This is a genomic window from Nocardia sp. XZ_19_385, assembly GCF_015355755.1.
Classification (GTDB): domain Bacteria; phylum Actinomycetota; class Actinomycetes; order Mycobacteriales; family Mycobacteriaceae; genus Nocardia.
In genome coordinates this window covers 1,012,475-1,039,094 of sequence record NZ_JACVEE010000003.1, presented here as the reverse complement: position 1 = coordinate 1,039,094, position 26,620 = coordinate 1,012,475, and the positions used below count along the sequence as shown (strand labels likewise).

28 protein-coding genes and 1 pseudogene are annotated in these 26,620 nt (G+C 68.6%); 17 read left to right on the top strand and 12 right to left on the bottom strand.

Annotated features, from left to right (window positions below; all coding sequences use genetic code 11):
* Positions 1-28: 28 nt before the first annotated feature.
* From aspT to IBX22_RS28515, 5 genes are read left to right on the top strand one after another with little or no spacing between them, the layout of a single operon-like run.
* Positions 29-1,711: an aspartate-alanine antiporter gene (gene aspT / locus IBX22_RS28535; protein ID WP_194818768.1), complete on the top strand. Its 1,683-nt coding sequence runs from the start codon at positions 29-31 to the stop codon at positions 1,709-1,711.
* Between the two features lie 48 nt (positions 1,712-1,759).
* Positions 1,760-2,116, top strand: coding sequence for a hypothetical protein (locus IBX22_RS28530; protein WP_194818767.1), 357 nt, complete (start codon positions 1,760-1,762; stop codon positions 2,114-2,116).
* A gap of 7 nt (positions 2,117-2,123) precedes the next feature.
* On the top strand, positions 2,124-2,654 hold the full coding sequence (locus IBX22_RS28525; RefSeq protein ID WP_194818766.1) for a hypothetical protein: 531 nt from the start codon (positions 2,124-2,126) through the stop codon (positions 2,652-2,654).
* A gap of 6 nt (positions 2,655-2,660) precedes the next feature.
* Positions 2,661-4,787, top strand: a complete 2,127-nt coding sequence (locus IBX22_RS28520) for an MMPL family transporter (protein ID WP_194818765.1) — start codon at positions 2,661-2,663, stop codon at positions 4,785-4,787.
* Between the two features lie 11 nt (positions 4,788-4,798).
* Entirely contained in the window at positions 4,799-5,182 is a 384-nt protein-coding gene (locus tag IBX22_RS28515) for a YrdB family protein (RefSeq protein ID WP_194818764.1), read from the top strand.
* Positions 5,183-5,186: 4 nt separating this feature from the next.
* On the opposite strand, the gene IBX22_RS28510 is transcribed toward IBX22_RS28515, so the two are convergent.
* The 5 genes from IBX22_RS28510 to IBX22_RS28490 all read right to left on the bottom strand — a co-directional run bounded on the left by IBX22_RS28510 (position 5,187) and on the right by IBX22_RS28490 (position 10,674).
* Positions 5,187-5,684: a hypothetical protein gene (locus IBX22_RS28510; RefSeq protein WP_194818763.1), complete on the bottom strand. Its 498-nt coding sequence runs from the start codon at positions 5,682-5,684 to the stop codon at positions 5,187-5,189.
* 507 nt (positions 5,685-6,191) lie between these two features.
* Positions 6,192-7,031 (bottom strand): heme ABC transporter ATP-binding protein, encoded by an 840-nt coding sequence (locus tag IBX22_RS28505; protein ID WP_194818762.1) that lies wholly within the window; start codon positions 7,029-7,031, stop codon positions 6,192-6,194.
* 160 nt (positions 7,032-7,191) lie between these two features.
* Complete coding sequence (locus IBX22_RS28500; protein WP_194818938.1) at positions 7,192-8,208, bottom strand: iron ABC transporter permease; 1,017 nt, start codon at positions 8,206-8,208, stop codon at positions 7,192-7,194.
* A gap of 410 nt (positions 8,209-8,618) precedes the next feature.
* The gene (locus IBX22_RS28495; protein ID WP_194818761.1) at positions 8,619-9,635 is read right to left on the bottom strand and encodes a hemin ABC transporter substrate-binding protein; all 1,017 of its coding nucleotides are present in this window, start codon (positions 9,633-9,635) and stop codon (positions 8,619-8,621) included.
* A 43-nt stretch (positions 9,636-9,678) separates the two neighbouring features.
* Complete coding sequence (locus tag IBX22_RS28490; protein ID WP_194818760.1) at positions 9,679-10,674, bottom strand: aldo/keto reductase; 996 nt, start codon at positions 10,672-10,674, stop codon at positions 9,679-9,681.
* 234 nt (positions 10,675-10,908) lie between these two features.
* Here IBX22_RS28490 and IBX22_RS28485 point away from each other — a divergent pair, with 234 nt between their 5' ends.
* The 4 genes from IBX22_RS28485 to IBX22_RS28470 are packed head-to-tail and all read left to right on the top strand — an operon-like array spanning position 10,909 to position 14,042.
* Positions 10,909-11,850 (top strand): undecaprenyl-diphosphate phosphatase, encoded by a 942-nt coding sequence (locus IBX22_RS28485; protein ID WP_375540284.1) that lies wholly within the window; start codon positions 10,909-10,911, stop codon positions 11,848-11,850.
* Positions 11,851-11,863: 13 nt separating this feature from the next.
* Positions 11,864-12,586, top strand: coding sequence for a histidine phosphatase family protein (locus IBX22_RS28480; protein WP_194818759.1), 723 nt, complete (start codon positions 11,864-11,866; stop codon positions 12,584-12,586).
* A 60-nt stretch (positions 12,587-12,646) separates the two neighbouring features.
* Entirely contained in the window at positions 12,647-13,231 is a 585-nt protein-coding gene (locus IBX22_RS28475) for a DUF3090 domain-containing protein (RefSeq protein ID WP_194818758.1), read from the top strand.
* A gap of 1 nt (position 13,232) precedes the next feature.
* Entirely contained in the window at positions 13,233-14,042 is an 810-nt protein-coding gene (locus IBX22_RS28470) for an SCO1664 family protein (RefSeq protein WP_194818757.1), read from the top strand.
* An 18-nt stretch (positions 14,043-14,060) separates the two neighbouring features.
* Here the strand turns inward: IBX22_RS28470 and IBX22_RS28465 are convergent, their stop codons facing one another.
* Both IBX22_RS28465 and IBX22_RS28460 read right to left on the bottom strand, forming a co-directional pair.
* Entirely contained in the window at positions 14,061-14,315 is a 255-nt protein-coding gene (locus IBX22_RS28465; RefSeq protein ID WP_339401901.1) for a DinB family protein, read from the bottom strand.
* 112 nt (positions 14,316-14,427) lie between these two features.
* Positions 14,428-14,928: pseudogene (locus IBX22_RS28460) on the bottom strand (LLM class flavin-dependent oxidoreductase); the annotation flags it as partial.
* On the opposite strand from IBX22_RS28460, the gene IBX22_RS28455 reads away from it, so the two are divergent.
* Together IBX22_RS28455 and IBX22_RS28450 are read left to right on the top strand one after the other, a co-directional pair.
* Positions 14,927-15,634 carry a response regulator transcription factor gene (locus IBX22_RS28455; protein ID WP_194818756.1) on the top strand — a complete coding sequence of 236 codons (708 nt, stop codon included), beginning with the start codon at positions 14,927-14,929 and terminating at the stop codon, positions 15,632-15,634. The pseudogene IBX22_RS28460 and the gene IBX22_RS28455 sit on opposite strands and share 2 nt — an antisense overlap.
* A complete protein-coding gene (locus IBX22_RS28450; protein ID WP_194818755.1) occupies positions 15,631-16,743 on the top strand; it encodes a HAMP domain-containing sensor histidine kinase in 1,113 nt (370 codons plus the stop codon). Before IBX22_RS28455 ends, IBX22_RS28450 begins: the two co-directional genes overlap by 4 nt.
* 22 nt (positions 16,744-16,765) lie before the next feature.
* On the opposite strand, the gene IBX22_RS28445 is transcribed toward IBX22_RS28450, so the two are convergent.
* Together IBX22_RS28445 and IBX22_RS28440 are read right to left on the bottom strand one after the other, a co-directional pair.
* The gene (locus IBX22_RS28445; protein ID WP_194818754.1) at positions 16,766-17,569 is read right to left on the bottom strand and encodes a thioesterase family protein; all 804 of its coding nucleotides are present in this window, start codon (positions 17,567-17,569) and stop codon (positions 16,766-16,768) included.
* A 91-nt stretch (positions 17,570-17,660) separates the two neighbouring features.
* Positions 17,661-19,043, bottom strand: a complete 1,383-nt coding sequence (locus IBX22_RS28440) for a hypothetical protein (RefSeq protein WP_194818753.1) — start codon at positions 19,041-19,043, stop codon at positions 17,661-17,663.
* A 696-nt stretch (positions 19,044-19,739) separates the two neighbouring features.
* Between IBX22_RS28440 and IBX22_RS28435 the strand changes: the two genes are divergently transcribed.
* Genes IBX22_RS28435 through IBX22_RS28425 form a run of 3 tightly spaced genes read left to right on the top strand, consistent with a single transcriptional unit; the run spans position 19,740 to position 21,401 of the window.
* Positions 19,740-20,153: a hypothetical protein gene (locus tag IBX22_RS28435; protein ID WP_228539517.1), complete on the top strand. Its 414-nt coding sequence runs from the start codon at positions 19,740-19,742 to the stop codon at positions 20,151-20,153.
* Positions 20,150-20,515, top strand: a complete 366-nt coding sequence (locus tag IBX22_RS28430; protein WP_194818751.1) for a DUF4345 family protein — start codon at positions 20,150-20,152, stop codon at positions 20,513-20,515. Before IBX22_RS28435 ends, IBX22_RS28430 begins: the two co-directional genes overlap by 4 nt.
* Before the next feature lie 25 nt (positions 20,516-20,540).
* Positions 20,541-21,401: a helix-turn-helix domain-containing protein gene (locus IBX22_RS28425; protein ID WP_228539515.1), complete on the top strand. Its 861-nt coding sequence runs from the start codon at positions 20,541-20,543 to the stop codon at positions 21,399-21,401.
* On the opposite strand, the gene IBX22_RS28420 is transcribed toward IBX22_RS28425, so the two are convergent.
* Positions 21,286-21,876 carry a TetR/AcrR family transcriptional regulator gene (locus IBX22_RS28420; protein WP_194818749.1) on the bottom strand — a complete coding sequence of 197 codons (591 nt, stop codon included), beginning with the start codon at positions 21,874-21,876 and terminating at the stop codon, positions 21,286-21,288. The two genes, IBX22_RS28425 and IBX22_RS28420, sit on opposite strands and share 116 nt — an antisense overlap.
* A gap of 114 nt (positions 21,877-21,990) precedes the next feature.
* On the opposite strand from IBX22_RS28420, the gene IBX22_RS28415 reads away from it, so the two are divergent.
* On the top strand, positions 21,991-22,503 hold the full coding sequence (locus tag IBX22_RS28415) for a DUF1772 domain-containing protein (RefSeq protein WP_194818748.1): 513 nt from the start codon (positions 21,991-21,993) through the stop codon (positions 22,501-22,503).
* Position 22,504: 1 nt separating this feature from the next.
* Here IBX22_RS28415 and IBX22_RS28410 read toward each other — a convergent pair whose 3' ends face one another.
* Both IBX22_RS28410 and sigK read right to left on the bottom strand, forming a co-directional pair.
* Entirely contained in the window at positions 22,505-23,221 is a 717-nt protein-coding gene (locus IBX22_RS28410) for an anti-sigma factor domain-containing protein (protein WP_194818747.1), read from the bottom strand.
* Positions 23,214-23,864, bottom strand: coding sequence for an ECF RNA polymerase sigma factor SigK (gene sigK, locus IBX22_RS28405; RefSeq protein ID WP_194818746.1), 651 nt, complete (start codon positions 23,862-23,864; stop codon positions 23,214-23,216). The genes IBX22_RS28410 and sigK overlap by 8 nt, the downstream gene beginning before the upstream one ends.
* A 296-nt stretch (positions 23,865-24,160) precedes the next feature.
* Here sigK and IBX22_RS28400 point away from each other — a divergent pair, with 296 nt between their 5' ends.
* The gene (locus tag IBX22_RS28400; protein WP_194818745.1) at positions 24,161-24,808 is read left to right on the top strand and encodes a fasciclin domain-containing protein; all 648 of its coding nucleotides are present in this window, start codon (positions 24,161-24,163) and stop codon (positions 24,806-24,808) included.
* An 11-nt stretch (positions 24,809-24,819) separates the two neighbouring features.
* On the top strand, positions 24,820-26,436 hold the full coding sequence (locus tag IBX22_RS28395) for a molybdopterin-dependent oxidoreductase (RefSeq protein WP_194818744.1): 1,617 nt from the start codon (positions 24,820-24,822) through the stop codon (positions 26,434-26,436).
* Positions 26,437-26,620 lie beyond the last annotated feature (184 nt).

The window sequence follows — 26,620 nt, the reverse complement described above, 5'->3', positions numbered from 1 at the left end:
CCGGCCCGCTCTCACGGAGGACGACTCCATGCATGCGATCAAATCGTTCCTGCAGGACACCCCCGAGGCCGCGCTGTTCCTGTGCCTGGCACTGGGATACGCGATCGGCAAGATACGGATCTGGAAGCTGTCGCTCGGCGGCGTCGCCGGAACCTTGATCGTGGCGATCTTCGTCGGCATGGCCGGCCACATCACGGTGAACGAGCAGGTGAAGAACATCGCCTTCGCGTTGTTCATCTTCACGCTCGGCTATATCTCCGGCCCGACCTTCTTCGCCAGCCTCAACCGGAAGAGCCTGAAATACGGCACTTTCACCGTGGTGGAGGTCGCGAGCGTGCTGGCGATCACCGCGGCCGCGACCGTGATCATGAAACTCGACCCGGGCACCGCCGCCGGTCTGCTGGCCGGCGGCGCCACCGAGTCCGCGGCCGTCGGTACCGCGACCGACGCCATCGCCCGATTGGATCGACCGGCGCACGAGATCAGCGAACTGCAGGCCAATGTCGGTACGGCCTACTCGATCTCCTACATCTGCGGGCTGATCGTGGTGGTGCTGCTGTCGAGCCAGGTCTTTCCGATCATCATGCGCGTCAATCTGCGTGACGAGGCCGAAAAGCTGTGGAAGCAACTCGGTGGCGGTTCCGACGACGCCGAGGGGCAGGTGCCCGCGGCACCCGATCTCATCGGACGCGCCTTCCAGGTGGAACGGGTGGCCGGGCGCACCGTCGCCGCGGTGACGGCGGATCTCGGTGGTCATCTGACCGTCGAGCGAATCCTGCGCGGCGGCAAGGTTATTGCCGTCGCGGACGATCTGACGCTGCGGGCCGGCGACCAAGTGCTGGTGGTCGGACCGCGCGCGGCCATGGTGCCCGCGGAAGGCGCGATCGGTCCCGAGATCGTGCCGGGCAAGGACCTCGAGACCACCCTCGAGGTCGACCAGGTGGTGCTCGATCACCGCCAGGACAAATCCAGCACCCTCGGCGACCTCGAGCGGAAGCTGGGCAACCGCCTCTACGTCACCGGCGTGGTCCGCGAGGACAAGGAACTCCCGCTGCGACCCAGCATGCCGGTGCAGCGCGGCGACACGCTCCGGTTGACCGGCGCCAAGAGCGACCTGGCCAAAACCGTTCCGGCCCTGGGCTATCGGCTCGACCCCACCGTCAAAGCCGACATCATCTACATCTCGCTCGGTGTCGCGCTCGGCTTCCTCATCGGCAAGATCGTCGTGCCGGTGGGCAGTATCCCGATGACCCTCGGCACCGGTGGCGGCTGCTTGCTGTCGGGATTGATGTTCGGCTGGTTCCGCTCGCGCAATCCCGAGATCGGGCAGTACGCGCCAGCGGCGGCCGATGTCATCAAAACATTGGGCCTGTCGGTGTTCATCGCGGTCGTCGGGCTGACGTCCGGCCCGCAGGCGGTGGACCTGGTCCGCAAATTCGGGTGGGGCCTGCCGATCGCCGGTGTGCTCATGACCGCTGTCCCCGCCTGCATTTCGCTCGCGGTCGCGTGGAAGGTCATGAAGCTACCGGCGCCCTTGGCGTTGGGAGCGATTACCGGACAACAGTGTTCGACGCCCGGTATCACCGCGGTGCAGCAGGTCGCCGGCAACGCGACGCCGCTCATGTCGTACACGATCGTCTATGCACTCTCCAACGTCGCCCTGCCGCTGCTGGGACCCATAGCCGTGGCCATGACCGAGGCTCTTTCCTGACGTGGATTATCTTGGGTGGTAACCAGCGTCCGACTCAGGGAGTGTCCATTGAAAGCCGACCATCCATCGGGGTTTGTCATTGATGACATCACCGTTGGTTCGTTCGCTCACGGGTTCGGCACGACCGCCGACGGTCGGCCGTACGCGTTTCGCACGGTCGGTCCGACGCTGACATTGGAGATCTACCGCGCCGACCTCGATACCGCTGTGCCCGCACCGGAAGACGTGGTCGCGGTGGCGGCGGTGCGGGTGACCGATGTGGATCTCGGCGACGAGCGCAGTGTGGTGGCGCTGGTGCGGGATATGATCCCGGACGCCGTGCCGGTCGAGGCCGTCGCGGACCGGGACGTCACGACCGTGCGGGCCCTGCTGGGGCGGATCAGTTCCGTCATCGATGGTATGTAGGGAATTGATGCTCTCCACACGACTGACTGTCCTAGCCGCTGCCCTGCTGGTCACGGGCGCCACTGCGGCCTGCGGAGGTTCCGGACCCGACGACGACTCGGTCGCGGCAGCGCGATCTTCGGCCAACGCCTCGCTGTCCGCGTCGGTGGCCACCTCTGCCTCGGTCGCCGCGAACCGGCCACTGCCCACCGCAGCCGAACTCGACGCGCAGATCAAGCGCGCGCTGGATCCGTCGCTGCCCGACAGTGAGCGGACCGCGCTGATCGAGGACGGCGACGCGTTCAAGGACGCGATCCCCGATATGTACCGGGCGCTGCAGGACAATCCGCGCGCCGTCTACGGGGTGACCGATCCGGTGTTCGACAACCGCGACGGCACCCTCACCGCCACCATGCGCCTGGACAAGGACGGCACCGGCACCGCGGTGCGCACCACGGTCGTGCATTTCGTGTGGCACGACGGCAAGTGGAAGATCTCGCGCACCGACCTGTGCGGCATCCTGCGTTCGGCCGACTACCGCACCCCGGCCTGCGGCTAATCCTCGATGCTGCACTCTGGTTCGTTGCGCTGGGGCAGGTTCGTCTACCGGCATCGCTATCTGGTGCTGGCCCTAGCCGTGTTCGCGGTGCTGGTGTCGGGCTTCTACGGGCGCAGCCTGGCCGACCGGATGACCCAGGAGGGCTGGTTCGACGAATCCAGCGAATCGGTGGCCGCCTCCAAGATCGCCGACGGGACCTTCGGCCGCGACACCGACAGTGACCTGATCCTGCTCTACACCGTGCCCGCCGGGGCGTCCGTCGACGATCCAGCCGTGCGCGGCCCGGTCACCGGTGCGCTGCGCGGGCTGCTGGAACAGTTCCCGGACCGCATCCAGAAGATCGACAGCTATTGGGACAGCCCGTTCGCCGCCAACGCCACCGACGCGTCGAAGACCCACGCCTTCGCCAGTGTCGGGTTGCGCGGGGAAGGCACCGCCACCGTCGAGAACTATCAGGCGATCGTCGACCACCTCGGCGCGGGGACGCCCGGGGGCGGGCCGGGCGGGACCACGGTGCAGCTGGCCGGGTTGCAGCCGATCCTGTCCGGGCTCAATACCGGTATGCAGGACGACATCCAGCGCGCCGAGATCATCGCCCTGCCGCTGGTGGCGATCCTGCTGTATTTCGTGTTCGGCGGGGTGATCGGCGCGCTGCTGCCGGTGCTGATCGGCGGCATGACGATCATGGGTACCGCGGGCATCATGCGCGGGCTGACCGGCGTGATCGACGTGAACGTCTTCGCCAGCATCGTGATGACCCTGGTCAGCCTCGGGCTGGCGATCGACTACGGGTTGTTCACCGTCACCCGGTTCCGGGAGGAGCTGGCGGCGGGCCAGACCGTGGAGGAGGCGACCGCGCGCACCGTCGCCACCGCGGGCCGCACCGTGCTGTTCTCGGCGGCGATCATCGCGGTCAGCCTGGCGGCGTTGTTCATCTTCCCGAACGGGGTGCTGCGCTCGGTGCCCTACGGCGGGATCAGTTCGGTGCTGCTGGCCGCGCTGCTGTCGGTGACCGCGCTGCCGGCGGCGCTGGGTATCGCCGGGCGGCGGATCGATCTGTGGGGCTGGAAGCGGTTCTCCCGCAGCAAGACCGAGGCGCAGATCGATGCGGGGTTCTTCTCGCGGCTGGCGATGTGGGCCATGGGCACGGCGGCCGACGGGACGCGCGAACGCAAGTGGCGGCCGTGGGCGGTGGCGGTGCCGATCGTGCTGGCCTTGCTGGCGCTGGCGATTCCGTTCCGCAATATCGAATTCGGCGGCATCAGCGAGAAGTATCTGTCCGCGCAGAATCCGGCGCGGGTGGCCCAGGAGCGCTTCGACGAGCTGTTCCCCAGTTTCCGCACCGAACCGCTGAAACTTGTTGTGGTGGGCGCGAATCCGCAGCAGCTCAGCGATATCCGCTACGAGGCCAACCAGGTTTCCGGGCTCACCGGGCGGTTCGAACCGAGTGCGGCGACCAAGGACGGCGTGAACGTGCTCAATGCCGGGCTCGCCGACAAGCGCGACGCCGATGAGGTGATCGGGAAGCTGCGCGCGTTGCCGGAACCCGATGGCGTGCGGGTGATGGTCGCGGGCGTGCCCGCTTTGGAGCGCGACAGTATCAACGGGTTGCTGCAGGGGCTACCGCTGCTGGTGGCGATTCTGGCGCTCGCCGCGCTGGCACTGATGTATGTGGCGTTCCGCTCGATCGTGCTGGCGCTCAAGGCCGTTGCGATGAGCGCGCTGAGTCTGGTCGCCACCCTCGGTGTGCTGACCTGGATCTTTGTCGAGGGTCACGGTGCGGAGTGGTTCAACTTCACCCCGGGCCCGCTGATGTTCGCGGTGCTGGCGCTGATCGTGACCGTGGTCTTCGGTCTGTCCACCGATTACGAGGTGTTCCTGCTGTCGCGGGTCTCCGAGGCGCGCCAATCCGGCGCCGACGCCGAGGAGTCGATCCGCTACGGCATCGCCCACACCGGCGGCGTGATCACTTCCGCCGCAGCGATTCTCATCGTCGTCACCGGGGCGTTCGGTTTCTCCGACCTGGTGCTGATGAAATACATCGCCTATGGCATGATCGCCGCGCTGATCCTCGACGCCACGGTGATCCGCATGCTGCTGACTCCGGCGGTACTCAAGCTGATCTGGCGCTGAGGGAGCCGACCATGCGAATTGTCAAGGGCGCCAATCTTTTACTGATGCTCCTGCTGGAGCTCGGTGTCATCGCGGGCGCTGCCGCGTGGGGGTTCACCCTGGACGGATCGACGGTGCTGCGGGTCGTCGCCGGGGTGATCGCGCCGCTGCTGTTCATCGCCATGTGGGCGCTGTTCGGAGCGGCCGGGGACGCGCGTTTCCGGTTGCGCGGTCCGTGGCGAATCGCGTTGGAGCTCATCTGGTTCGGTGGTGGCGCGGTCGCCTGGGGCGCCGCGGCGGGACCGGTGCTCGGGGTGCTGTTCTTCGCGCTGTGGGCGATCAACGCCCTGATCCGCTTCCTCGGTGACGGCACGCTGCAGGTCGAGGTTCCGAAACCTCGTGCCGCGCAGGGCTGATCGGTCATTCCACGATTTCGGCCGTCATCCGGCCGACGCCGGTGCTGATGCCCGGACCCATGCAGCCGTTGATCTGCTCCGGCGTCATCATCTCGTACCAGGCGTTGACCTGGACCCGGCTGCCTTCGCCCACGCCGTCCACCACCTGGAGCTGACCAACGGTCGGCTGCATCATGCCCACCGGCCACGGGCCCCACAGCTTGCTGGCTTCGCCGTTGGACCAGACGATGTCGACGGTGAGCGGGCCGTCGGCTGGATGCATGCAATCCGACCAGGCCACATGGACGCCGGTGAACTTGCCGTGGGTGATGCCGGAAACGCCCTCGCAACCCCAAAGCCGGCCCGCCGAGCCGAAAGTGAGCAGCTGCGGCGTCATCGTGATGCCGCCCTCGACCGCCGTCCAGCGGAACTCGCCGCCGTAGCAGCTGCCGATGGGGGAGTGCGCCGCTGCGGTAGGTGCGGTGGCCACCGCGGCGACGCCGACGCCGGCCGAAAGTGCCATTGCGAGAACGACTTGCACTGAGCTGGGCACAGCGTTCCTCGCTTCCGTGGAGGGACATCGAGCAGACCGATCGGTATCGAATCCGACCCTAGCCCGAACTCCTCGCCGAAATCGGTATTGATCGACGAAGGATGCTGAAGAGTTGCGCACCTCCGAAGGGTGTATGTGTCTGTCATCCAACTCTGAGCGACAACTCCTGATGAGATCGCGGGTTGTCGCTCAGAGATGGAGTGACGTAAATGCTTCCTCGGGAGCGGAGCGCATTTCAGCAAACTTCCGGCTGTGCAGTGGTGAGGCATGAAAGGGCCCAGCCGGTGCGATCAATCGAGGTTCGCAATGGATCGGGGTTCGCGGTAGGCCGGGTTTGCAATTCGCCCGTGGTTGACGACGGACCGGGGTTCGCGATGGGCCGTGGGTCGCGGCGGGCCCGGGTTCGCGATCGACCGTGGTTTGCGCCGGACTGGGGTTCGCGGTGGGTCCGAATTTGCGGTGGGCCGAGGTTCGTGCTCAGCGGCGGATTGGGAGGACCAGTTGTGCGCCGGTGACCGGGTGATCGAGGACCTCGATCGGATGTTGGTAGACGCGGGTCAGCAGCTCGGTGGTGAGGATTTCGCGGGGCGGTCCGTCGGCGGCGATGCGGCCGGACTCTAGAACGGCGACACGATCGGCGTAAGCGGCGGCCAAACCCAGGTCGTGCAGGACGACCACGACGGCGGCACCGGCTGCGGCGCGGTCGGCAGCCAATCGCAGGACGGCTTCCTGGTGGCCGAGGTCGAGGGCGGCGGTGGGTTCGTCGAGCAGCAGTGTCGGGGTGTCCTGAGCGAGGACGCGGGCCAGGGCGACGCGGGCACGTTCACCCCCGGACAGGGTCGGGAAAGCCCGCGGCGCAAGGTGTTCCACGTCGGCGGCAGCCAGGGCGGCGGCGATGACCTTATCGTCCTCGTTGCGGCGTTCGGTGCGCACCCACGGCGCGCGGCCCATCGCGACAACCTCGTGAACGGTGAACGGGAAGCCCACCGTGTGGGTCTGCGGCAGCACCGCCCGGCGGCGCGCCATATCGAGCGGAGTCCAGTGCGTCAGCGAACGACCGTCGAGCTCCACGGTGCCTTCACTCGCCTCGAGCTCCCCAGCCAGCGCCGCGAGCAGCGTCGACTTGCCCGCGCCATTAGGACCGACCAGCGCCACCACTTCACCAGCGGCAACCTCGAAGTCGACGGCTTCGAGGACTCGGCGGGCAGCTCCACGCCGGTCCACACTCAACCCCGTGGCGCGCATCGTGACTGTTCCGCGCTCCGGCCTGCCAGGCAACTCATGCGTCCGGGTGAAGACCGAATCCAACCCACTCATCCCCAACCTCCCCGCACTGGATGCGGCAGTCCCGCAACCAGTTTCGAGGCCGCGCAGGCCGTACTGGCCGACCGGGCCGAGCAGGACGACCGGGTGAAGCGGACGGTACTGGTCGACCGGACCGTACCGGCCGGGCGCTCAGGGCTGGGCTCAGGTCCGCTCATCCCCAACCTCCGGCACGGGCACGGGTGCGACGGAGTAGCCAGAAGAAGAAGGGCCCGCCGATCAGTGAGGTGAGCATGCCCAGGGGCAGATCGGCGTTGTCGACGAGTGAGCGGGCTCCGACGTCGGAGGCGAGTAGGACCACCGCGCCCAGGATCGCGCTCAGCGGGATCAGTATCCGGTGTGCGGGCCCGACCAGCATGCGGACCAGGTGCGGCACGATCAGGCCGACGAACAGGATGATGCCGGAGAACGCCACGCCCGCGGTCGCGAGTACCGCGACGATGACAATCACGTTGCGGCGCAAGCGTTCCACGTCGACGCCGAGGTGCCGGGCGGCGGATTCGCCGAGCGCCAGCAGGTCCAGGCGCGCTGCGATCAGGATCGCGGCTGCCACACCGATCAGGGTGAGCGGCGCGACCACCCGGACCGCGTCCCAGGTCGCACCGTTGAGACTGCCCAACTGCCAGAACACGATCTGATCGCGCGCCGCGGGAGTGGCGATGAACAACAGGAACGCGATCAACCCGCCCGCGAACGCATTGATCGCGACACCGGTCAGCACCAGCGTGACAACCTCGGTCCGGCCGTTGGAGCGCGACAGCAGATACACCATCAACGTGGTGATCAACCCCCCGACGAACGCGGCCGCCGCAATCGACCAGGCCGCGACGAACGCACCCCCGACCACGATCACCGTGCCCGCCCCGACCGCGGCACCAGCCGACACACCGATCACGCCGGGTTCAGCGAGCGGATTGGCGAACACCCCTTGCAACAGCGCACCAGCCGTGGCCAGCGCGGCACCGACGAGTATCGCCAGTACGACCCGCGGGAACCGCACCTCCCACAACGTCACCTCACCAGCGGGATGCGCGGGCATCGACCCCCAATCCAGCCCGATCCGGTGCGCGATACTGCCCGCGACCTCACCGGGCGTGGTCGGCACCTGCCCGACCGCCGCCGACACCAACGCCAGCACGATCAGCGCGGCGATCGCAAGCGCGAACACCAGAGTGGTCCTCGACCGCTCCCGAGATTTCGGCAGCTCCGCGCGATCCGAGCCGCCGAGCTGCGTCGGATTTACGTCACGACCCTGCGGCTCGGCGGCGCGGGCCGCCTCGTCAGATCGACCGACCGGAGCCGCCTCGGCTTGTGCGGGCAGCGGTTTGGCTTGGTCCGGCTGTGTCGGATTGGCATCGGCCGTCCCGGTATCTGCCTCGCGTGCTCGGTCCGCAGCAGCCGGATCGGTCTGCCCAGCTGGCGGTTCGGGTAAGCGCTGCTCAGCTCGGTTCTGCCTAGTCGGCGGATGACCGCGGGCAAAGTCGCCGTCGACTGCTGCCGGGCTACCCGGCGACGTCGGGTTCTCGACGCCTTTCCTGCGATCCGCAGCACCTGAATCAGCCCCTGCGCCTAGCGGTTCTGTCATGCGTGAGCGGGGTCGTAGACAGCTTTGCTGAGCGCGGCGATGACGCGGCCGGTGTTGGGGCCGAAGCTGAGCAGGGCCGAGTCCGACATGTCGACGACGCGTTTGTTGCGGCCGGCGGGGGTTTGGGCGATGCCGGGGACCTTCAGGAGTCCGTCGATGCCGCCGAGGGATTTCAGGCCATCGGTCATCACCAGCAGGACGTCGGGGGCGGCGCTGATCATGGCTTCGCTGGTGATGGTGGTGAAAGGTTCTTTCAAGCCTGCGGCGGTGCCGGCGTCTTGGCCGCCGAGGGAGGCGATCAGGGCGTCCGCGCCGGAGCCGGGACCGGCCAGCATGGTGATGGCGGAGCTGCGCAGGTAGAGGAACGCGATGGACAGCGGTTTGTCGAGCTTGGGCACGGTGGCTTCGGCGGCGGCGATCTCGTCCCGGGTGCGCTTGGCCAAGGCCTGGCCGCGATCGGGCACACCGAGGGCCTGGGCGACGGCCTCGATCTGCGGGACGACTCCGGCCATGCTGCGCTGCGGGTCGAAGTAGACGACGGTGACACCGGCCGCGCGCAGCTGTTCCCGCACGGCGGGCGCGGCGCTGGTGGAGTCGGTGAGGAACACCGTGGGCCGCAGCATCAGAATGGATTCCACGTTCAGGGAGCCGTTGCCGCCGGTGACGACCGGCAGGCTCTCGACGGCGGGAAAAACACCGGAGGTGCTGCGCCCCACCAGGTTCTGGCCCAGGCCGAGCGCGTACACGGTCTGCATCAGGGTGCCGTAGCGGTCGGCGGCGAGGATGCGGTCCGCGGAATTCACCGTGACCTCGGTGCCGTCGAAGGAACGGACGGTCACCGGCATGGCCGGGGTGGGCGGCGGCCCGATCGGCTCGGGGGTGATGTCGGGCAGTGTCGCGGTGGACAGGCCCTGCTGCCCGGTCGTCGCGCCGCTGTCGGTGCCACAGGCGGCGGTCCCGGCGACCAGGAGCAGCGCGAGCACGGCGAAGAGGACGCGAACGGTACGACTCATGTAGGCAAGCCTAAGCCCACGCGCCGCCGTACCGTCGACCCCATCACCGGGTCGTTGCGCTGACGTCGTCGAGCGCGGCCGCGATGGCCCGGGGCAGCTCGAGCGTCTCGGCCGCCAGCACCCCGGTCAGCTGCCCGATGTCGCGGGCGCCGACGATCAGGGAGGTGATGCCGGGGCGGTCCCGGATCCAGGCCAGCGCGACCGCCAGCGGCGAGGTGCCCAGGCCGTCGGCGGCGGTGACCAGCGCGTCGACCACCCGGGTGGCGCGCTCGTCGAGCCGGTTGGTGATCTCCTCGGCGGTCGCCTCGTCCGCGCCGCGCGAATCGGCGGGGACGCCGTCACGGTACTTTCCGGTCAGGATGCCCCCGGCCAGCGGCGCCGAGGCGATCATCCCGAGCCCGTGGTGCTGCGCGGCGGGCACCACGTCGGCTTCCGGCTCGCGGGCGAGCAGCGAATACTGGGTCTGCGCCGCGCACACCGGCGCGATCGCAGCGAGACTGGCCAGCTGCCAGGCATTGAACCCGCGCACCCCGCCGTAGCGGACCTTGCCCGAGCGCACCGCGTAGTCCAGGGTCGCGGCGACCTCGTCCAGCGGCGTCGACGGATCCCAGGCCCCGATGTTCCAGATGTCGAGGTAGTCGGTGCCCAATTCGAGCAGGGTCCGATCGAGCTGGCGCAGCAGCATGCGGCGCGACGCATCGATGGTGGGCCGCAAGGCTTCCGGCGCGGGCTGCAACGGTTCCGGCGTCGGCAGCTCGGGGTCGGCGTGCGGGGGATCGACCGCGGGAATGACACCCGCGCAGCCGCTGATCACCAGATCGTCGCGGGAGACCAGGTCGCCGAGCAGTCCGGCGAGGATGTGCTGCGCCGCACCGCCGGTGTAAGCGGGGGAGGTGTCGACCAGGGTGCCGCCCGCCTCGGCGAACGCGACCAGTTGCACGGCCGCGGCCTCGGCATCGGTATGCCCACCCCAGGTGTGGGTGGCCAGTCCGATCCGGGACACCCGTAGGCCGCTGCGGCCGACCGTCCGCTGTTCCATCACCACGTCCACGCATTCGTCACGGCGCCAAGCCTAAACGGCGCCGGCGCCGACGCTCTGCCGACAGGCGCGGGCCTTGCCGTGCAGACTGGAACCGGCCGGACGGTTGCGGCGCGCCCGGAGCCTGTACTGTCGCTGCGAGATTGCGGCGGTCCGTACCTCGGGTGACCCGCCGCACACCAATTGCCCAGTGCGAACGGGCAATTCAGGCAGTGACGACAGGAGGATGGGCGCGTGGGTGAGTCGATGACCTGGGTGCAGGCATTGATACTCGGTCTGGTCCAGGGACTCACGGAATTCTTGCCGATCTCCTCCTCGGCGCATCTGCGGATCGTGTCGGCGGTGTTCTGGGACAAGGACGCCGGCGCGTCGTTCACCGCGGTCACCCAGCTGGGGACCGAGGCGGCGGTGCTGGTGTATTTCGCGAAGGACATCGGGCGGATCGTGCAGGCCTGGTTCGGGGTGAACTGGGAGAAGCTGACCCAGCGCAACCGGGAGACGGTGCCGATCACCGATCAGGTGACCACCAAGTTGCCGGTGATGACCGCCGACCGCCTGGCCGCGCACGACGCGCGGGCGCAACGGGATCTGGATTACCGCGTCGGCTGGTACGTGATCATCGCCACCATCCCGATCGGCATCCTGGGCTACCTGTTCAAGGACGAGATCCGCACCGGCGCACGGAATCTGTGGCTGGTCTCGTTCATGCTGATCGCGTTCGCGCTGGTGATCGCCGCCGGTGAGCACTACGGCCGCAAGATTCGCCCGATCGAGCAGCTCACCACCCGCGACGGTCTGGTGATGGGCCTGGCCCAGTGCCTGGCGCTGGTGCCGGGTGTGTCGCGCTCGGGCGCCACCTCCACCGCGGGCCTGTTCCTCGGGCTGGAACGGGAAGCGGCGGTGCGGTTCTCGTTCCTGCTCGCCATCCCGGCGGTCACCGCCTCGGGCCTGTTCAGTCTGCCGGACGCGTTCGCCCCCGCCGGGGAGGGCCTCAATGCCAGCGGCCCGCAGTTGCTGGTCGCGACGATCGTCGCGTTCCTCGTCGGTTACGCCTCGGTGGCGTGGCTGCTGAAGTTCGTGTCCAAGCATTCGCTGAATTGGTTCGTCGGCTACCGGATCGTGCTCGGACTGGTCGTGATGGCGCTGCTGGCGACCGGGGTGGTGTCGGCGACATGAGTAAGGTGACTCCATGACGGTGATCCTGTTGCGGCACGGCCAATCCACGTCCAACACCGCGGGCACCCTGGCCGGTCGCAGCGCCGGAGTCGACCTGACCGAACGCGGCGCCGACCAAGCCCGCGGCCTCGTCGACCGGCTCGCCGCCCTGCCGATCGCCCACATCGTGTCCTCGCCGCTGTTGCGCTGTCAGCGAACAATTTCGCCGCTGGCGGAAAAGCTGGGGCTGGAACCGGAATTCGACGAGCGGTTGCTGGAGGTCGACTACGGCGACTGGACGGGCAAACCGCTGGGCGAACTCGTCACCGAACCGCTGTGGAAAGTGGTGCAGCGGCACGCCTCGGGCGCGGTGTTCCCGGGCGGTGAGGGCTTGGCTCAGGTGCAGGCCCGGGCGGTCGCCGCGATGCGTGATCACGACCGGGTGCTGGCCGAGAAAAACGGTGCTGACGTGCTGTGGGTGGCCTGCACCCACGGTGATGTGATCAAGTCGATTCTGGCGGACGCGTTCGGGATCCACCTCGACGGTTTCCAGCGCATCGTGGTGGAACCGGCCTCGCTCAGCGTCATCCGCTACACCCCGACCGCGCCCTATGTGTGGCGGCTCAACGACACCGGCGCGGACCTGTCGGGGCTGGCCCCGGCCGGTGCCCTGGACCGGGGACCGGTTCCCGGCGGCGAGCCGGGGAATACCCCGGGTGCGGATAATGGGAATGCGGAGCGCCGAGATTCCTTGTAAACGGGTAGGCGGCGCACGCGCCGCGGATGGTCGATCAGGGTTACGTAGCAGGAGGTGCAGGTGGCACGAGCAATCCATGTATTTCGCACCCCCGATCGGTTTGTCGCCGGGACCGTCGGTGAGCCGGGCGATCGTGCGTTCTATCTGCAGGCCGTCCAGGAGCCCCGGGTAGTCAGCGTGCTGCTGGAAAAGCAGCAGGTCAAGGTGCTCGCGGATCGGATGGGTCTGCTGCTGGACGAGGTCGCGCGGCGCTTCGGCGCGCCCGTGCCGCCGCAGGCCGACGATGTCGCCGACGTGGCGCCGCTGGTCACCCCGATCGATGCCGAATTCCGGGTCGGCACCATGGGTTTGGGCTGGGACGCCGACGCCAATGCGGTGGTGGTGGAGTTGCTCGCGATCACCGAAACCGAGGTCGACGAATCGGTGGTGCTCGACGACACCGAGGAGGGGCCCGACGCGGTGCGCGTGTTCCTGACCCCGGTGCAGGCACGCGAATTCGCGCTGCGGTCGACCCGGGTGATCGCGGCGGGGCGCCCGCCGTGCCCGCTGTGCGGGGAACCGCTGTCCACCCGCGGGCACATGTGCGTGCGCACCAACGGCTACAAGCGCAGCGACACCTTCGGTCCGGCCGAGCTAGAGGAGTGAGTTGAGCGGCGGGCAGGGGACCAGCACAGCCGACGACGGGTTCGGCGCCGGGGAATTGAGCGTCGTCGGGCGGATCACCACCGCCTCCAACGTGACGCTGGTCTGCGAGGTCGCCGACGGGCCGCGGGTGGTCTACAAGCCCGTCCGCGGCGAACGCCCGCTGTGGGACTTTCCCGACGGCACCCTCGCCGGCCGCGAAGTCGCCTCGTACCTGATCTCCGACGCGCTCGGCTGGGGCGTTATCCCCGAAACGATCCTGCGCGAGGGCCCCTACGGTCCCGGGATGGTGCAGCGCTGGGTGGAATCGGTCGACAACCACACCGACCGCGGTGACCGCCTGGACCTGATCGACCTGTGCCCGGTGGGCGCGGTCCCCGAAGGATTCTGTGAGGTGCTGCGCGCCCAGGACGATCTCGGCAACGAAGTCTCGCTGATCCACGCCGACGACCCCCGCCTGCAGCGCATGGCGGTCCTGGACGTGCTGCTCAACAACGCCGACCGCAAAGGCGGGCACGCCCTGGAAGCCACCGACGGCCAGATCTACGGCGTCGACCACGGCATCTGCCTGCACGTCGAACACAAACTGCGCACTGTGCTGTGGGGCTGGGCGGGCCGCCCCGTCGACGACGAATTGCTCACCGACATCGAGAAATTCGTGAAGGCACTCCCCGGCGAGATCGCCGACCGCCTCGCACCCCACATCACCGACGAAGAGATCGAAGCCCTCGGGCACCGCGCCAAGGAACTCCTGGCCCAGCCGGTGATGCCGGTGCCACGCACCTCGCGCCCGATACCCTGGCCGGCCTTCTGACTCCAGGCGGCCCGAGGACTAGTCGGCTGCCAACTGCGCACGCATATCGAGCAGGTGGTGGCGCAGTTCGTGCAGGGTGTGCACCGCGAGCCAGCGCAGCGAACGTTCTTCTCGCGCAGGGAAGCTGTAGATCAGGGTGCGCGCCCAGTCCACATCGTCGAGACGGTCGAGCACATTGGCGAACAGTTGCGCGGCGTCGGTGATCTGCCTGCCCACATCGGCAGGCTGTTGATCCGCGTAACCGTCGTGCTCGACGCGTTCGTCGCGACCCATCGGAGTGGCCTCCGGGGTTTCCGAACGCCGCGCTGCCAGGACAAAAGTCGAGGGCGACCTCGTCGAGGTGCACGTAGCGCCCTGTCACTGTGACCTTTTCACCGTTGAGCAGGGCGCGCAGCGCGGTCAGGTGCTCACGCAACAGCGTCAGCGGCGATTCGACGCGCGCCCCGGCCTGCCCCATCCACTCCTGCACGCCGTGGCCGAATCCGGGGATGAGGCGACCGGGATACATGCGCGCGAGCGCGGCGACTTCCATGGCGGTCAAGGCCACATTGCGCAGCGGGACCGGCATCACGCCGATGCCGACCCGGACTCGCTCTGTGCGCGCGAGGATCGTGGCGGCGCTCACGGCGCTGCCGCTCCAGAAGCAGTCCTCCCACACCCACACTTCGTCGAGGCCGCTGTCATCGGCGGCGGCGGCCACTTCGGCGAGTCGTTCGGGCGGGACCTGCGGCAGACACACAGCACCTAGAACAGTCACCGGCCCAACGTATCCCGGCCGCAGGGGTCGCGCAGCGTCTTTACCGACCCTTGTGGTGGGCCCGGCGCGCACAGGATCTCCACAATTGCCGCGACAGGCATGCACAAGCGATGGATACAGTTCGCTCATGGAATCCAAGGGGACGAGTGGCGGCAACGGGCATACCGCCCGCCGGATCCTGGTAGTCGACGACGAGGTCACCATCGCCGAATCCGTGGCGGCCCGGCTGCGGGCGGAAGGCTTCACCGTCGAGATGGCGCACGACGGCCCGTCGGCGGTGGTCGCGGTGGAGGCGCGCGAACCCGATCTGGTCGTGCTCGATGTGATGCTGCCCGGCTTCGACGGCCTGGAGGTCTGCCGCCGGATCCAGGCGGGCCGCTCGCTGCCGGTGCTCATGCTCACCGCCCGCACCGACGAGACCGATCAGCTCATCGGTCTCGGCGTCGGCGCCGACGACTATCTGACGAAACCGTTCTCGCTGCGAGTACTGACTGCACGTGTGCACGCGCTGCTGCGCCGCATGGAACGCAACGCCGAACGCGACAGCGCCACCATCGTCGTCGGTGACCTGCGCATCGACCTCGACGAGCGCCGGGTGTGGCGCGGTGAGCTCGAAGCCCAGCTCACCCCACTGGAATTCGAGCTGCTCGCCCGGCTGGCGCGCCGCCCGCGCGTGGTGCTGGCCCGCGAACGGCTCCTCGAAGAGGTGTGGGACTGGGCCGACGCGGCGGGCACCCGCGCGGTCGACAGCCACATCAAGGCGCTGCGCCGCAAACTCGGCGCCGATCTGATCCGCACGGTGCACGGCGTCGGCTACGCGTTGGAAGCACGATGAACGACCAGCGCCCCGGACGTCCGGAGGAGGATCCCCGGCCGAAGTCCGCGGCGATCGCGCTGCCGTGGGGTTCGTCGGTGTTCCGGGCGCTGTCGCGCGCGGCCGATCGGCTGGCCGAGATCCTGCCGCGCCCGCTGGACCCGGTGCGCTCGATCAAGGTGAAACTGGCGATCCTGATGCTGGTCTCCGGTGGCGTGGCGTTCGGGTTCTTCCGTTTCCAGATCGGCTGGCTGCCACCGCGCACCACCGTCGCCGCGTTCGTCATCGCGTTGATCACCTCCCAGTTCCTGGCGCACGGCATCACCCGCCCACTGCGGGAGATGACGGCGGCGGCCAAACGCATGGCCCACGGCGACTACACCCGCCGGGTGCGGGCGAGTTCGCGCGACGAGGTGGGCCAGCTCGCCGAGGCGTTCAATCAGATGGCCGCCGACCTGGCCGCCGCCGATCAGCAGCGCCGCGACCTCATCGCCAATGTGTCGCACGAACTGCGCACCCCCATCACCGCGTTGAGCGCGGTGCTGGAGAACCTCGTCGACGGCATCTCCGAACCGGACCCGGCGACCCTGCGCACCGCCCTGGCCCAGACCGAACGGCTCGGGTTGCTGGTCTCGGAACTGCTCGACCTGTCCAGCATCGAAGCCGGAGCGTTGGCGCTGGACCGCGAAGACCTCGCGCTGGCGCCACTATTGGACGATGTGGTCGCCGAAGCCGAGGTGATGACCGCGGTTTTGGGCCGCGGCGTCACTTTCCGGACCGACGTGCTGCCCAGCATGGTGCGCATACACGCAGACCGTGCACGTTTGCATCAGGTGCTGCTCAACCTTCTGGACAACGCCGCACGTCACGGACCCGCGGGCGGGGAGGTCCGCATCCACGCCCGCGCCGAGTCCGGTGCGGTGGTGATCGAGGTCGACGACGACGGACCGGGTATCCCGAGCACCGAACGCGCCCGCGTCTTCGACCGATTTACGCGCGGCGGGCGCACCGACGGCGGCGGCACCGGCCTGGGACTGGCCATCGCGCGCTGGATCATCGAACTGCACGACGGCACCATCGCGGTCGCCGACCCGGGCTCACGGATCCGGATCACGCTGCCCGCGCCATGAATTAGGGGATCAGCGCCGTGAACTAGGGGATCAGCGCCAGCTGCCGGGACTGCGCCACCAGCGTGCCGGTGCTGTCCCAGATGTCGAAGTCCTCTTCGTGGAAGCCGTCGATCAGATAGTTGGTGCGGACCCGGCAGCGCAACCAGCCCGGCGCGGGCCGGCGGCGAATGTGCACGGTCAGTTCGACGGTGGAGGACCCGGGCACGCCGAGGTCCATCACCACCGGTGCGGCGGCGTCCACCAGTAGCGCCAGCGCGATCGGGTCGGCGTCGCGTCCATCGGTGAACCGGCACCAGAACTCGGCCGCGCTGGTCCCGCCCGGTGTGCCCGTCCAGAACCCGGGCAGCTCCGGCATCCGGAACTCCACCCGCTCGGCGATGGTCGCGGCCCCGACCGCCCCCAGACCTTCCAGCGGATTGACGCACTCCTCGGGCGCGGGCAACTCCGGGGCGTCCGCGCGCACCACGGTCTTACCCTCGGCCTGCGCCAGATCGGTGAAGGTCGCCAGTACCCGGATGATCTCCCGATCGTCGCGCGTCAGCACCGCCGCCCCGGTCGCGGTGCGCCGTCCGATCCGCGCCACCTCGGTCTTGATCCGCGCGGGCCCCAGCACCCCCGGCCGCAGATAGTGCGCCGACGCCGACAGCAGATCCGGCTGCGGAATCTCCTGCCGCAGCGCCTGCAAACAGGTGGCCAGCAGGTACCCGCCGTTGGCATTGCCGCCGAAGGTGGTCCACCGCTCGGACAAATCCAGGGCGAACTCGTGCGCGCCGACACGGGTGCTGGCCGTATCGGTGTCGAAGGCCGAGGGCGTAGTCGTGGTCATCCGCAGAAGATCCTTTCGCTCGCTCACGATCTTCCCCGGCGGCCGCGCCGTTGTCGATTACTCAGGAGGTAATCGTTCAACGATCCCGGCACTACAGCGGGAATGCGCCGCGGTGACCCCACTGTCTTCCACACTCGGTGAGGGCTAAGACGCCGCGGCCTTCGACCTGAGTGCCGGGTCCGAGCTCGTCGAGGCCCACGGTCGTACGTCCCGCGATGAGCGAGGCGCTTCGAGTGGGGAGAACTTCCACACCGGCCTCGGCGAGCGCCGCCTTGACCCGGTCGGCCCAGATCTGCTGCGCCGCAGCGAAGGCCCCGTCGTCGAGGTCCGGATCGTCGTAGTCGGGCTGGGTATCGAGCAGCGACCGCATTCGCTCGCGAGACAGATGGTTGTGCATCAGCCCGGACAGCCCGGCGCCATCGGGGTCTCGCAGACCTGCCTCGGCCGCCAAGGGCTCGCCGACTTCGACAGCGCCCTCGTCGAAATCGTGGTGGTAATAGCGCCTCAGCGTGCCCTGCTCGGCCGCACACCAGCCGGTCCAGTCGCCGCAGCCCCCGTTGCCGATCTGCACATACCAGTAGACCGTGCCGAACTGACGGCTCAAATCCACACAGCGGCGTTGCTGGGCCTCGTGCTCGTAGTCATCCTCGTCATTGTCATCGTCGTGGTAGAGCTCTTTCGGTTTGCCGAGGACCAGTGTCCAACCGTCGAGGACCGGTGTGACGAACATCTGGCCGCACTGACGGTGCTCAGCGGAGCTGTCGAGGAGCCACTGGCCGGGCGGGGTCGTGCGCCGCGTGAACCACCGCTCGAATCCGGCGCGCATCGTGACCGGAACCGGATCCGAGAGATCGAACGCGCGCAATACCGCGTCGCGGTCGGTGGTGCGCAGCGCGTACCACTCGGCGTCGGCGTGGAACGGTTGCGGAGTCTCGATCCGGGACTTGGCGGCGATCAGCCGGGTCAGCACCTGCACGTCACGCGGATCGAGTGTGTCCCAACCTATTTCAGCGAGCGCCGCCAGCACCGCTCGCGAACCCGGCCGCGCGCGCCTTACCTGTCGCAGGACCGGCAGCGTTGCGCGACCGATCCCCGCGAAGGCTCCCACGGCCGCAGCCACCACTCGCGGGTCCGGATCGTCGAGCGCCGTAGCCAGCACCCGCGCGAACGGCGCCATCACACTGCCGCCCAAGCCGAGGACGAATACACTCCTGCATCGTTCGCGCGGGTCCTCATCCAACAGGCCTGCCACCCGGATTTGGATTTCCTCGGTGACATGCGTGAATCCGAGCAACACCCCCGCACGTTGAGCGCTCTCCTCGGCACCGATGACAACCTCTTCGGCCAAAGCCAGCCACGCCACCGGTCCGGCGTGCCGCAAAACCGACTCGGCCCGAGTCCATTCGGCGCCTCCCGTACCCGCACCCAGCACTGCGAGCGCAGCCTCGATATCGAAAGCCCCGATCGACTCCACACCCAACTCCTGACACCAGACTTCGCCTCGCCGGAAGGTTCGGCAGTCGATTCGCCCGATCGTATTCGGCCCCACCGACATTCCCAGGCCGTCACGCGACCGGAGCTACTTCGCGTCGACGAACCCCTGACACCAAGATCATCAGGCACTGATGGCGGGCTTTACCCGCACAATGCCGCCACCAGTTCCTGGTGGTCTTGATCCCACGCCCGCGCTCGTCCGATTACGACGCAACGATTTCGGCGTGTGACGGACGGCGCGGCAATAGCAGATGTTGATCTCTCTACTCACACCAGCTCGGCGGTGGCAATAGCGCGCGTCATGCCGAGGGTCCGCCTCTGGGACGAGCACGATCCCTGCCGTTACTAGCAATCCGGAGAACTAGTCCAAGCAGGCGGCGGATCAATGCGACGGCGGCAGCGGCAACTGGCCCATCCGAAAGTCCGGGGCGGCATAACGCTGCGGTCAGCGCCTCGCTCGCCCATGGGTGTTGAAGCGACACCCCGCCAGGGGTTGCGAGCGCCGTGGCGTCGGTGGCGCGCATTTCTCCGCATTGCGTGAATTTTTGCGGGTGTGCTCCTCGGGCAGGGGTGTTCAGCGCTCAGTTGCCCGGGGCAAGAGTCCTGCGGTAGCAGGTTTTCGGAAGCGCGAGGGCTGCGCCGGGTACGAGGATCGCAGGACATCTATCGGAGGAGAATGATGCGACGACTTGTCGGCCGGGCTTTGCTGGCCGTCACGGGGCTGCTCAATGTCGTGCCCGCTGTGGGGGCGGTGGCGCCGCAGGGAATGTATGCGGCCTATGGGATTGCGCCGGCGGGCCGGGATCTCGAGGTGGTGCTGCGGCATCGAGCCATGCTGTTCGCGGTGCTCGGGGCCGGGTTGCTGGTGGCGGTTTTTCGTCCGGCGTGGCGGCCGTTCGCGGTGGGCGCCAATGCGATCAGCATCGGCGGCTTTGTGGTTCTGGTGCTTGTCGGGGGGCCGGTCGGCCCGGGATTGGTGCGGGTGGCGGCAATCGATGTTGCGGCGTTGGTGGCGCTCGGTGCCAGCGCCGTGCTGTTGCGCGCGGAGCGTGCTGTCGAGCCGGGCCCGTTGGTTTCGGAGCGCCGATGAGAACCGTCGTGCTCGCCGCGGTCGGTGTGTTGTTCGCGGGGATGGGAATGTATGCATTGGTGGCTCCGGCGGCGCTGGCCCGGCCGTTCGGGTTGTCGGCGCCGACGGCGGTGAGCCGGGCCGAGATTCGCGCGGTGTACGGCGGTTTCGGTGTGGCCGTGGCCGGGGTGTTGTTCTGGTCGGCCTTCGGTAGCGGTGAGTTGCGGACCGGGGCGGCGTTGACGGTGGGGTTCGCATTGGTCGGTATGGCGGTCGGGCGGATCGTGTCGCGTCTGGTCGACGGCGGGTTCGGTTTCTATCCGATCTGGTTCTACTGCCTGGTCGAACTCCTCGGCGCGGCCCTCGTGCTCGGTGTCGCCTGACGTGTCCCCTGCGATGATGACGACTATGACGGTCACCTCCCGCCGCGTGGGCGAGCGCACGCTGTGGCTCTGGCAGGGGCATGCGGCTTATCTGGGCCCGTCTTTCCAGTTGGGCGACCATTCGACACCGGTGCAGTGTTTCGTGCTCGGCGTCGACGAGCCGATCACCGTCTGCACTCCCGACGGTGGCCGGTGGCAGCGGCGCAGCGCGCTGATTCCGGCGCGCACCACTCATCACCTCGAAACCAGCGGCCGGGTGCTGTTCTACTATCTCGATCCTCGCTCGGCCGCCGCCGCCCACCTGCGCGCCGCGATGAGCGAGCCACCCGCACCCATCGCGACGACGCACCGGGACGAGGCGGCACTGATCGCCCACCTGACCCGTCCCGAGCTGCCGGATCCGCGAGAGCTGCGCCGGATCATCGCCGGCGGCGAAGCGGAAGCGGTGATCGACGAACGGATCCGCGCGGTGATGAACACGATTGTCGAGGAGCCCGCGGAGGAACTGCGGGCCGATGATCTCGCCGCGGGCTTGGGCCTCTCCACGTCCCGTTTCCTGCACCTGTTTTCGGCCAACGCCGGGACGAGCTTCCGCCGCTACCGCTTGTGGGCGCGGTTGCTCGCGGTGGCGGCCGCTGTCGGCGCCGGCGCCGACCTCACCCGCGCCGCGGCCGACGCGGGCTTCGCCTCGGCCAGCCATTTCAGCGACACCTTCCGAATCCTGTTCGGGCTCACCGCCACCGAGGTCCTCGCGCAGGGCATCGACATCGTCATCGCGACCGAGCCGGCGCACCGACCAGCCGAAGAGCGCTCTCGTGCAGGGACTTCTCGGCCTGTGCCCGGGTCATCCGGCCGGCTTCGACCTCCGCGCGGGCAGCTCGGGTAACTGCGATGAGGGTGGCCGCGAGCCATTGCGGTGTGGTGGCGCTGTCGAACTCGCCGGTGTCCTGCCCACGCCGGAGCAGGCGCAACAGATTGTCGTAGACGGGGGCCGGGGTTTGTGTCCCCCGGCTGGGTTCGCCGGGGGACACGCGTCGTTTCAGCGGGCCCAGGTCGACGGCACGCCAACTGAGGTCGAGGATTCGCAGTAGGGCGTCCGGTGCGGGGCCGGTGTCGAGGTCGGCCGCTTCCAGTGCGGTGACCGTGTCGGATCTGATGCGGTCACCGACGGCCGCGAACAGTTCTTCGCGGTTGGCGAAGTGGGCGTAGACGGTTTGCCGCGTGACGCCTGCTGCTTCCGCGACCGCCGCCAGACCGCCGGTGTCGACGCCTTCGGCCAGTAGACGGATGGCGGCATCGAGAATGGCCGCCCTGCTGCGCTCGGCGTCGGCGCGTCGACGGGGTTCCTTGGAAGCGGTCAAATTCTTACACCCTTGTCAAAGTTGTCGATCGATCCTAACCTTTACGGCGTTGTAAGAATTTTACGGCAGCCCTCGGCTGGATCCTTCCGTCGGCCCCTCGTATCAGGAGTTCTCGTGCGCACTCGTCTCACGCAAGCCACCGCGGTACTCACCACCGGACTGCTCGCCGGCGCATTCGGTTACGGCGCAGCCAATCTCGCGCCGACCTTCCATCGGGTGCCGCTGCAAATGCGGCTGGAGTTCCACACCGAACTCATGAAGAACAACAGCATCAGCATGCAGCTCACCATGGCCGCGGCCGCCGTGAGCTGCCTGGCCCTGTCAGTTCTGAGCAGCGGGCGGGCGCGCCAGCTGGCAGGTGCGGCCGCCGCCCTGGTCGTAGCCTCGTTCGCGATTACACGACTGGGCAATGTGCCGATCAATCATCAGATCAACCGCTGGGTGACGGCCGGTGCGCCCGCGGACTATCCCGAAATCCTCACCCGCTGGGACATTTTCCACGGAATGCGCACCGGCACAGCGCTGTTGGCGTTCGCGCTGATGATCGCACTGGCCCTGTGGCCTGCCCTGTCCGGTCGGCAGCACCACGGTACGAGCGCCGTCGGCGACCTCCGAGTTCCGGCGTAACTCACCGCAGCGGCACGTCGACGACCGGTCGGGTGGTGGGCGCGAGCGAGCCACCCGCCGGTTCGACCGAGACGGCGAGCTGTCCCGCGTCGCCGAAGCGCATGAGCATCGGTGCGCGGCTGGTGGGCAAGGCGTCGAGCACACCCACCGAATCGGCCGCACCGGTATCGCCGACCAGCCACACCTGGTAGGTGTGCTGCGGCGGCGGGGCCGCGACGCCGGCGAAGGAAACGATCGCCGCGCCCAGCTCACGGGAGGCGGTGACGGTGATGGTGCCGCCGCCGGTGACCGGAACGGTCTGCTCTCGGGCGTCGCCATGGGTGGCAACCTGCTGTGCCGTCACTGGCCCGATGTCGGGGGATTGGCTGCGGTACACCGTGATTCCCGCGCCGATCCCGATGGCGACCGCCACCGCGGCCGCGAGCGCGAGCCACCGCCGTCCGGCCGGGCGATGCTTCGATTCTTCGCCGAGTTGTGCGTCCAGCGCGCGCAGCAGCGCTTGCTCGACGCTCGGCGGGGCGGGCACGGCATCGACCACGGTCATGGCGGCGAGCGTTTCGCGCAGGTCGTAGACGGTGGCACGGAAAGCGGCGGCGGTGGCTTCGTCGGCCCGGTCCAGCATGTGCTCGACGGCGCGGCGCTCCGCGGCGGTCAAGGCGTCCAGCGCGTAGGGGTAGGCGAGGTCGGGCAGGTCGGTGTGGGGGTGGATGTCAGGCATCGCGCATCGTTTCTGTCAGGCAGGTCTGGAGTCTTTTGAGGCCGTCGCGGATCCGCGTTTTGACGGTGTTGAGCGAAATACCCAGATGCTTGGCCACTTCGGAATAGGTGCGCCCGCCGTAGTAGGCGAGGGCGACGGTCTCGCGCTGGGTGTCGGTGAGGGTACCCAGACAGGCGACGACGGCGCGTTCCTCGGATCTCTGGCCGACGGTTTCGGCGACGATGTCGTGGTCGCGCCCGAGCTGGCGGTGCCCGTAGGCGAGATCGCGGGTGGTGGCCGAGGATTCGGTGCGCACCCGGTCGACGGCGCGGCGATGGGTGAGCATCATCAGCCATCCGATCGGGCTGGCCAGCCGGATGTCGTACTGCTCGGCGGTGTTCCAGACGTAGAGGTAGACCTCCTGGGTGATCTCCTCGGCGGTGGCGGGCCGCCGCAGCACGCGCAATGCCAGACCGAAGACGCGGTCGTGGGTGCGGCGATAGAACTGGGTGAAGGCGTCCCGGTCACCGTCGGCGACGCGGTGCAGCAGCTCCGCGAGCCGGCGGGTGACTTCGGGATCGGGGGTCGGTCGGTGTGCCGGGCAGGAATCCTGCCCCGCTGCGCGCTCATCGGCGAGCGACAGGATGCGGCGTTCGTCCGCCATGCGCTGTGTCTCCGTAGGTTGGGGGGTCGTGCGGTGATACGGCGTTCACCTCGACTTCGATACGCCACCCGGTCCGGTTTGGTGGTGCAGCCGGATTCTTCGGACCTTCGATTGTTTTCCCGCCGGACCAAACCGGTGCGGTGTGCGGAGCGAAACCCTTTCGGCGCCCATCGGATACGGAAGCGCCCCAGGGGCTGAGCCGCCCCATAGCAGGACGTTACCGGCCGGGCCATCTGCCCGAGCCCGGCCGGTGGCGTCCTCGAAACCGGTCCACCCCATCAATCGGAGGAACGATCATGAAGCTTTTCCCACGCTCTGCCGCGGTCGCGATGGCTGTGGCGGCTGCTGTCGCGGGTGCGAGTGCCTGCTCCAGTGACGCCGAGTCGAATCCGGTGTCGGGGTCCTCGGCCACCTCGGCCACCGCAGCCACCTCGATGCCGGCGGCCGCGGATTCCGCTCTGGTCGGGGCGGGCTGCACGGACTATGCGCGGCAGGTGCCCACCGGTGCGGGTTCGGTCAGCGGTATGGCGCAGGATCCGGTGGCGGTGGCCGCCTCCAACAATCCGATGCTGACCACGCTGGTGTCGGCGGTGTCGGGCAAGCTGAACCCGCAGGTGAATCTGGTGGACACGCTCAACGGCGGCGAGTTCACCGTCTTCGCGCCGGTCGACGCGGCCTTCGCGAAGATCCCGCCGGCCACGGTCGACGCGCTGAAGACCGATTCGGCCACCCTCACCAAAATCCTGACCTACCACGTGGTTCCGGGTCGCATCGCGCCCGACAAGATCGCCGGTTCGCACAAGACCGTGCAGGGCGAGCAGGTGACGGTGACCCGGGCCGGGGACAGCATCAAGGTCGCTGAGGCGTCGGTGATCTGTGGCGGTGTGCAGACCGCCAACGCGACGGTTTACATGATCGACTCCGTGCTCATGCCGCCGGCCTGAGCGGACCGGTGATGGACGCCGAACCCGCGGCACCCGAACACGATTCGCCACGGCGCGTCGGCCGGGTGTCCGCGGCGGTGGCGGGTGTGCTCGCCGCGGCCACCGTGCTGGGTGTCGGTCACCTGGTCGCCGCACTGGTCGACCCCGCGTCCTCGCCGTTCTTCGTGCTCGGCGCCACCATGGTCGACCACACGCCGCACGAGCTGAAGGATGCCGCCATCCGCCGCTTCGGCGAGCGCGACAAGCAGGCGCTGTTCGCGTCGATGGCGGCGGTGATGCTGCTGGGTGCGGCCGCCGCGGGCCTACTGGAACGGCGGCGGCCGCTGGGCAGCGGGTTGCTGCTCGTGCTCGGTGGGGTCACGGTGGCGGCTGCGCTGCAACGGCCCACTGCCACACCATGGTTCATCCTGCCGACAGTGATGGGTGTGCTCGCGGGCATCGTGGCGTTGCGACTGCTCACGGCGGGACGGCCGACTTTGGTTACACCGGATACCGGGTCGTCGCGACGCAGGTTTCTGATCACAGCTGGTCGGCCGACCTTGCTGACATCGGATACGGGGCAGTCGCGGCGCAGGTTTCTGATCACAGCTGCGAGCGTGGGCACGGTGGCGGTGCTGACGGCGACCCTCGGGCGGGCGGTGTCGAGCCGCCTGCACGATGTGGTGGCCGATCGTGCCCGCTTCCTGTTGCCGCGTGCGACGAACCCGGCCGCCGCGATATCCCCGCAGACCCAGCCACTGGTCCCTGGGCTCAGTGCGTTCGTGACCCCGAACCACCGCTTCTATCGGGTCGACACCGCCTTGCAGCTGCCCGCGACGACCAGCGACGATTGGCGGCTCCGAATTCACGGCATGGTGGATCGGCCCCTGGTCTTCGACTTCCCAGGGCTGCGCCGGCGCGCTGCTGTCGAGCGGATCATCACCCTCACCTGCGTCTCCAACGAGGTGGGCGGCGACCTCGTCGGCACCGCGAGCTGGCTGGGCTATCCGCTCGCCGAACTGCTCGCCGAAGCCGGAGTGCGCCCCGGCGCGGACATGCTGCTGTCGCGCAGCACCGACGGATTCACCGCCAGCACACCGCTGTCGGCCGTCACCGACGGCCGGGACGCCCTGCTTGCGGTCGGCATGAACGGCGAGCCGTTACCGATCGAACACGGCTATCCCGCCCGGCTGATCGTCCCCGGCCTCTACGGCTACGTCTCGGCCACCAAGTGGGTCATCGACCTGGAGGTAACCCGCTTCGACCGCGCCGCCGCCTACTGGACCCAGCGCGGCTGGTCCGACCGCGCCCCCATCAAAACGGCCTCGCGAATCGACGTCCCCGCCGCCTTCGCCACCGTCGACGCGGGAGAGGTGATGGTCGCGGGCGTCGCCTGGGCCCAGCGCCGCGGCATCACCGCCGTCGAAATACAGGTCGACGACCAGCCCTGGCAGCCCGCCGATCTCGCAGCGGAGTACTCCACCGACACCTGGCGGCAATGGACTTGGCGCTGGCAAGCGACCCCCGGCACCCACACCCTGCGCGTGCGAGCCACCGACGCCACCGGCGCACCGCAAACCGACCAGCGCGCCACACCCTTCCCGGACGGATCCACCGGCTGGCACAGCCGCCTGGTCACCGTCCGCTGACTGGACCGCAGCAGCGGAGGCGCTCCGTGGCCGGGCCGAAGCGGCACCGTCGCAGCGCCTGACACCTGCCCGGAAGCTCGGCCGAGTTCCCCGAACACGCCGGGGTGTACGCTGGCGCGGTCCTATAATCAGGGCTGCCTACCCTAAGCGCGGTGGCGGTGCTCAGGAGAACGAGGTGAAGCAA

What these genes read in the sequence shown, in the direction of transcription:
- IBX22_RS28400 (WP_194818745.1), top strand. Translation starts at nt 24,161, where the DNA reads ATGAAGCTTTTCCCACGCTCTGCCGCGGTCGCGATGGCTGTGGCGGCT.
- aspT (WP_194818768.1), top strand. Translation starts at nt 29, where the DNA reads ATGCATGCGATCAAATCGTTCCTGCAGGACACCCCCGAGGCCGCGCTG.
- IBX22_RS28490 (WP_194818760.1), bottom strand. Translation starts at nt 10,674, where the DNA reads ATGGAACAGCGGACGGTCGGCCGCAGCGGCCTACGGGTGTCCCGGATC.
- IBX22_RS28425 (WP_228539515.1), top strand. Translation starts at nt 20,541, where the DNA reads ATGACGGTCACCTCCCGCCGCGTGGGCGAGCGCACGCTGTGGCTCTGG.
- IBX22_RS28435 (WP_228539517.1), top strand. Translation starts at nt 19,740, where the DNA reads ATGATGCGACGACTTGTCGGCCGGGCTTTGCTGGCCGTCACGGGGCTG.
- IBX22_RS28515 (WP_194818764.1), top strand. Translation starts at nt 4,799, where the DNA reads ATGCGAATTGTCAAGGGCGCCAATCTTTTACTGATGCTCCTGCTGGAG.
- sigK (WP_194818746.1), bottom strand. Translation starts at nt 23,864, where the DNA reads ATGGCGGACGAACGCCGCATCCTGTCGCTCGCCGATGAGCGCGCAGCG.
- IBX22_RS28520 (WP_194818765.1), top strand. Translation starts at nt 2,661, where the DNA reads ATGCTGCACTCTGGTTCGTTGCGCTGGGGCAGGTTCGTCTACCGGCAT.
- IBX22_RS28510 (WP_194818763.1), bottom strand. Translation starts at nt 5,684, where the DNA reads ATGGCACTTTCGGCCGGCGTCGGCGTCGCCGCGGTGGCCACCGCACCT.
- IBX22_RS28505 (WP_194818762.1), bottom strand. Translation starts at nt 7,031, where the DNA reads ATGAGTGGGTTGGATTCGGTCTTCACCCGGACGCATGAGTTGCCTGGC.
- IBX22_RS28430 (WP_194818751.1), top strand. Translation starts at nt 20,150, where the DNA reads ATGAGAACCGTCGTGCTCGCCGCGGTCGGTGTGTTGTTCGCGGGGATG.
- IBX22_RS28525 (WP_194818766.1), top strand. Translation starts at nt 2,124, where the DNA reads ATGCTCTCCACACGACTGACTGTCCTAGCCGCTGCCCTGCTGGTCACG.
- IBX22_RS28410 (WP_194818747.1), bottom strand. Translation starts at nt 23,221, where the DNA reads ATGCCTGACATCCACCCCCACACCGACCTGCCCGACCTCGCCTACCCC.
- IBX22_RS28495 (WP_194818761.1), bottom strand. Translation starts at nt 9,635, where the DNA reads ATGAGTCGTACCGTTCGCGTCCTCTTCGCCGTGCTCGCGCTGCTCCTG.
- IBX22_RS28450 (WP_194818755.1), top strand. Translation starts at nt 15,631, where the DNA reads ATGAACGACCAGCGCCCCGGACGTCCGGAGGAGGATCCCCGGCCGAAG.
- IBX22_RS28445 (WP_194818754.1), bottom strand. Translation starts at nt 17,569, where the DNA reads ATGACCACGACTACGCCCTCGGCCTTCGACACCGATACGGCCAGCACC.
- IBX22_RS28455 (WP_194818756.1), top strand. Translation starts at nt 14,927, where the DNA reads ATGGAATCCAAGGGGACGAGTGGCGGCAACGGGCATACCGCCCGCCGG.
- IBX22_RS28480 (WP_194818759.1), top strand. Translation starts at nt 11,864, where the DNA reads ATGACGGTGATCCTGTTGCGGCACGGCCAATCCACGTCCAACACCGCG.
- IBX22_RS28395 (WP_194818744.1), top strand. Translation starts at nt 24,820, where the DNA reads ATGGACGCCGAACCCGCGGCACCCGAACACGATTCGCCACGGCGCGTC.
- IBX22_RS28465 (WP_339401901.1), bottom strand. Translation starts at nt 14,315, where the DNA reads ATGGGTCGCGACGAACGCGTCGAGCACGACGGTTACGCGGATCAACAG.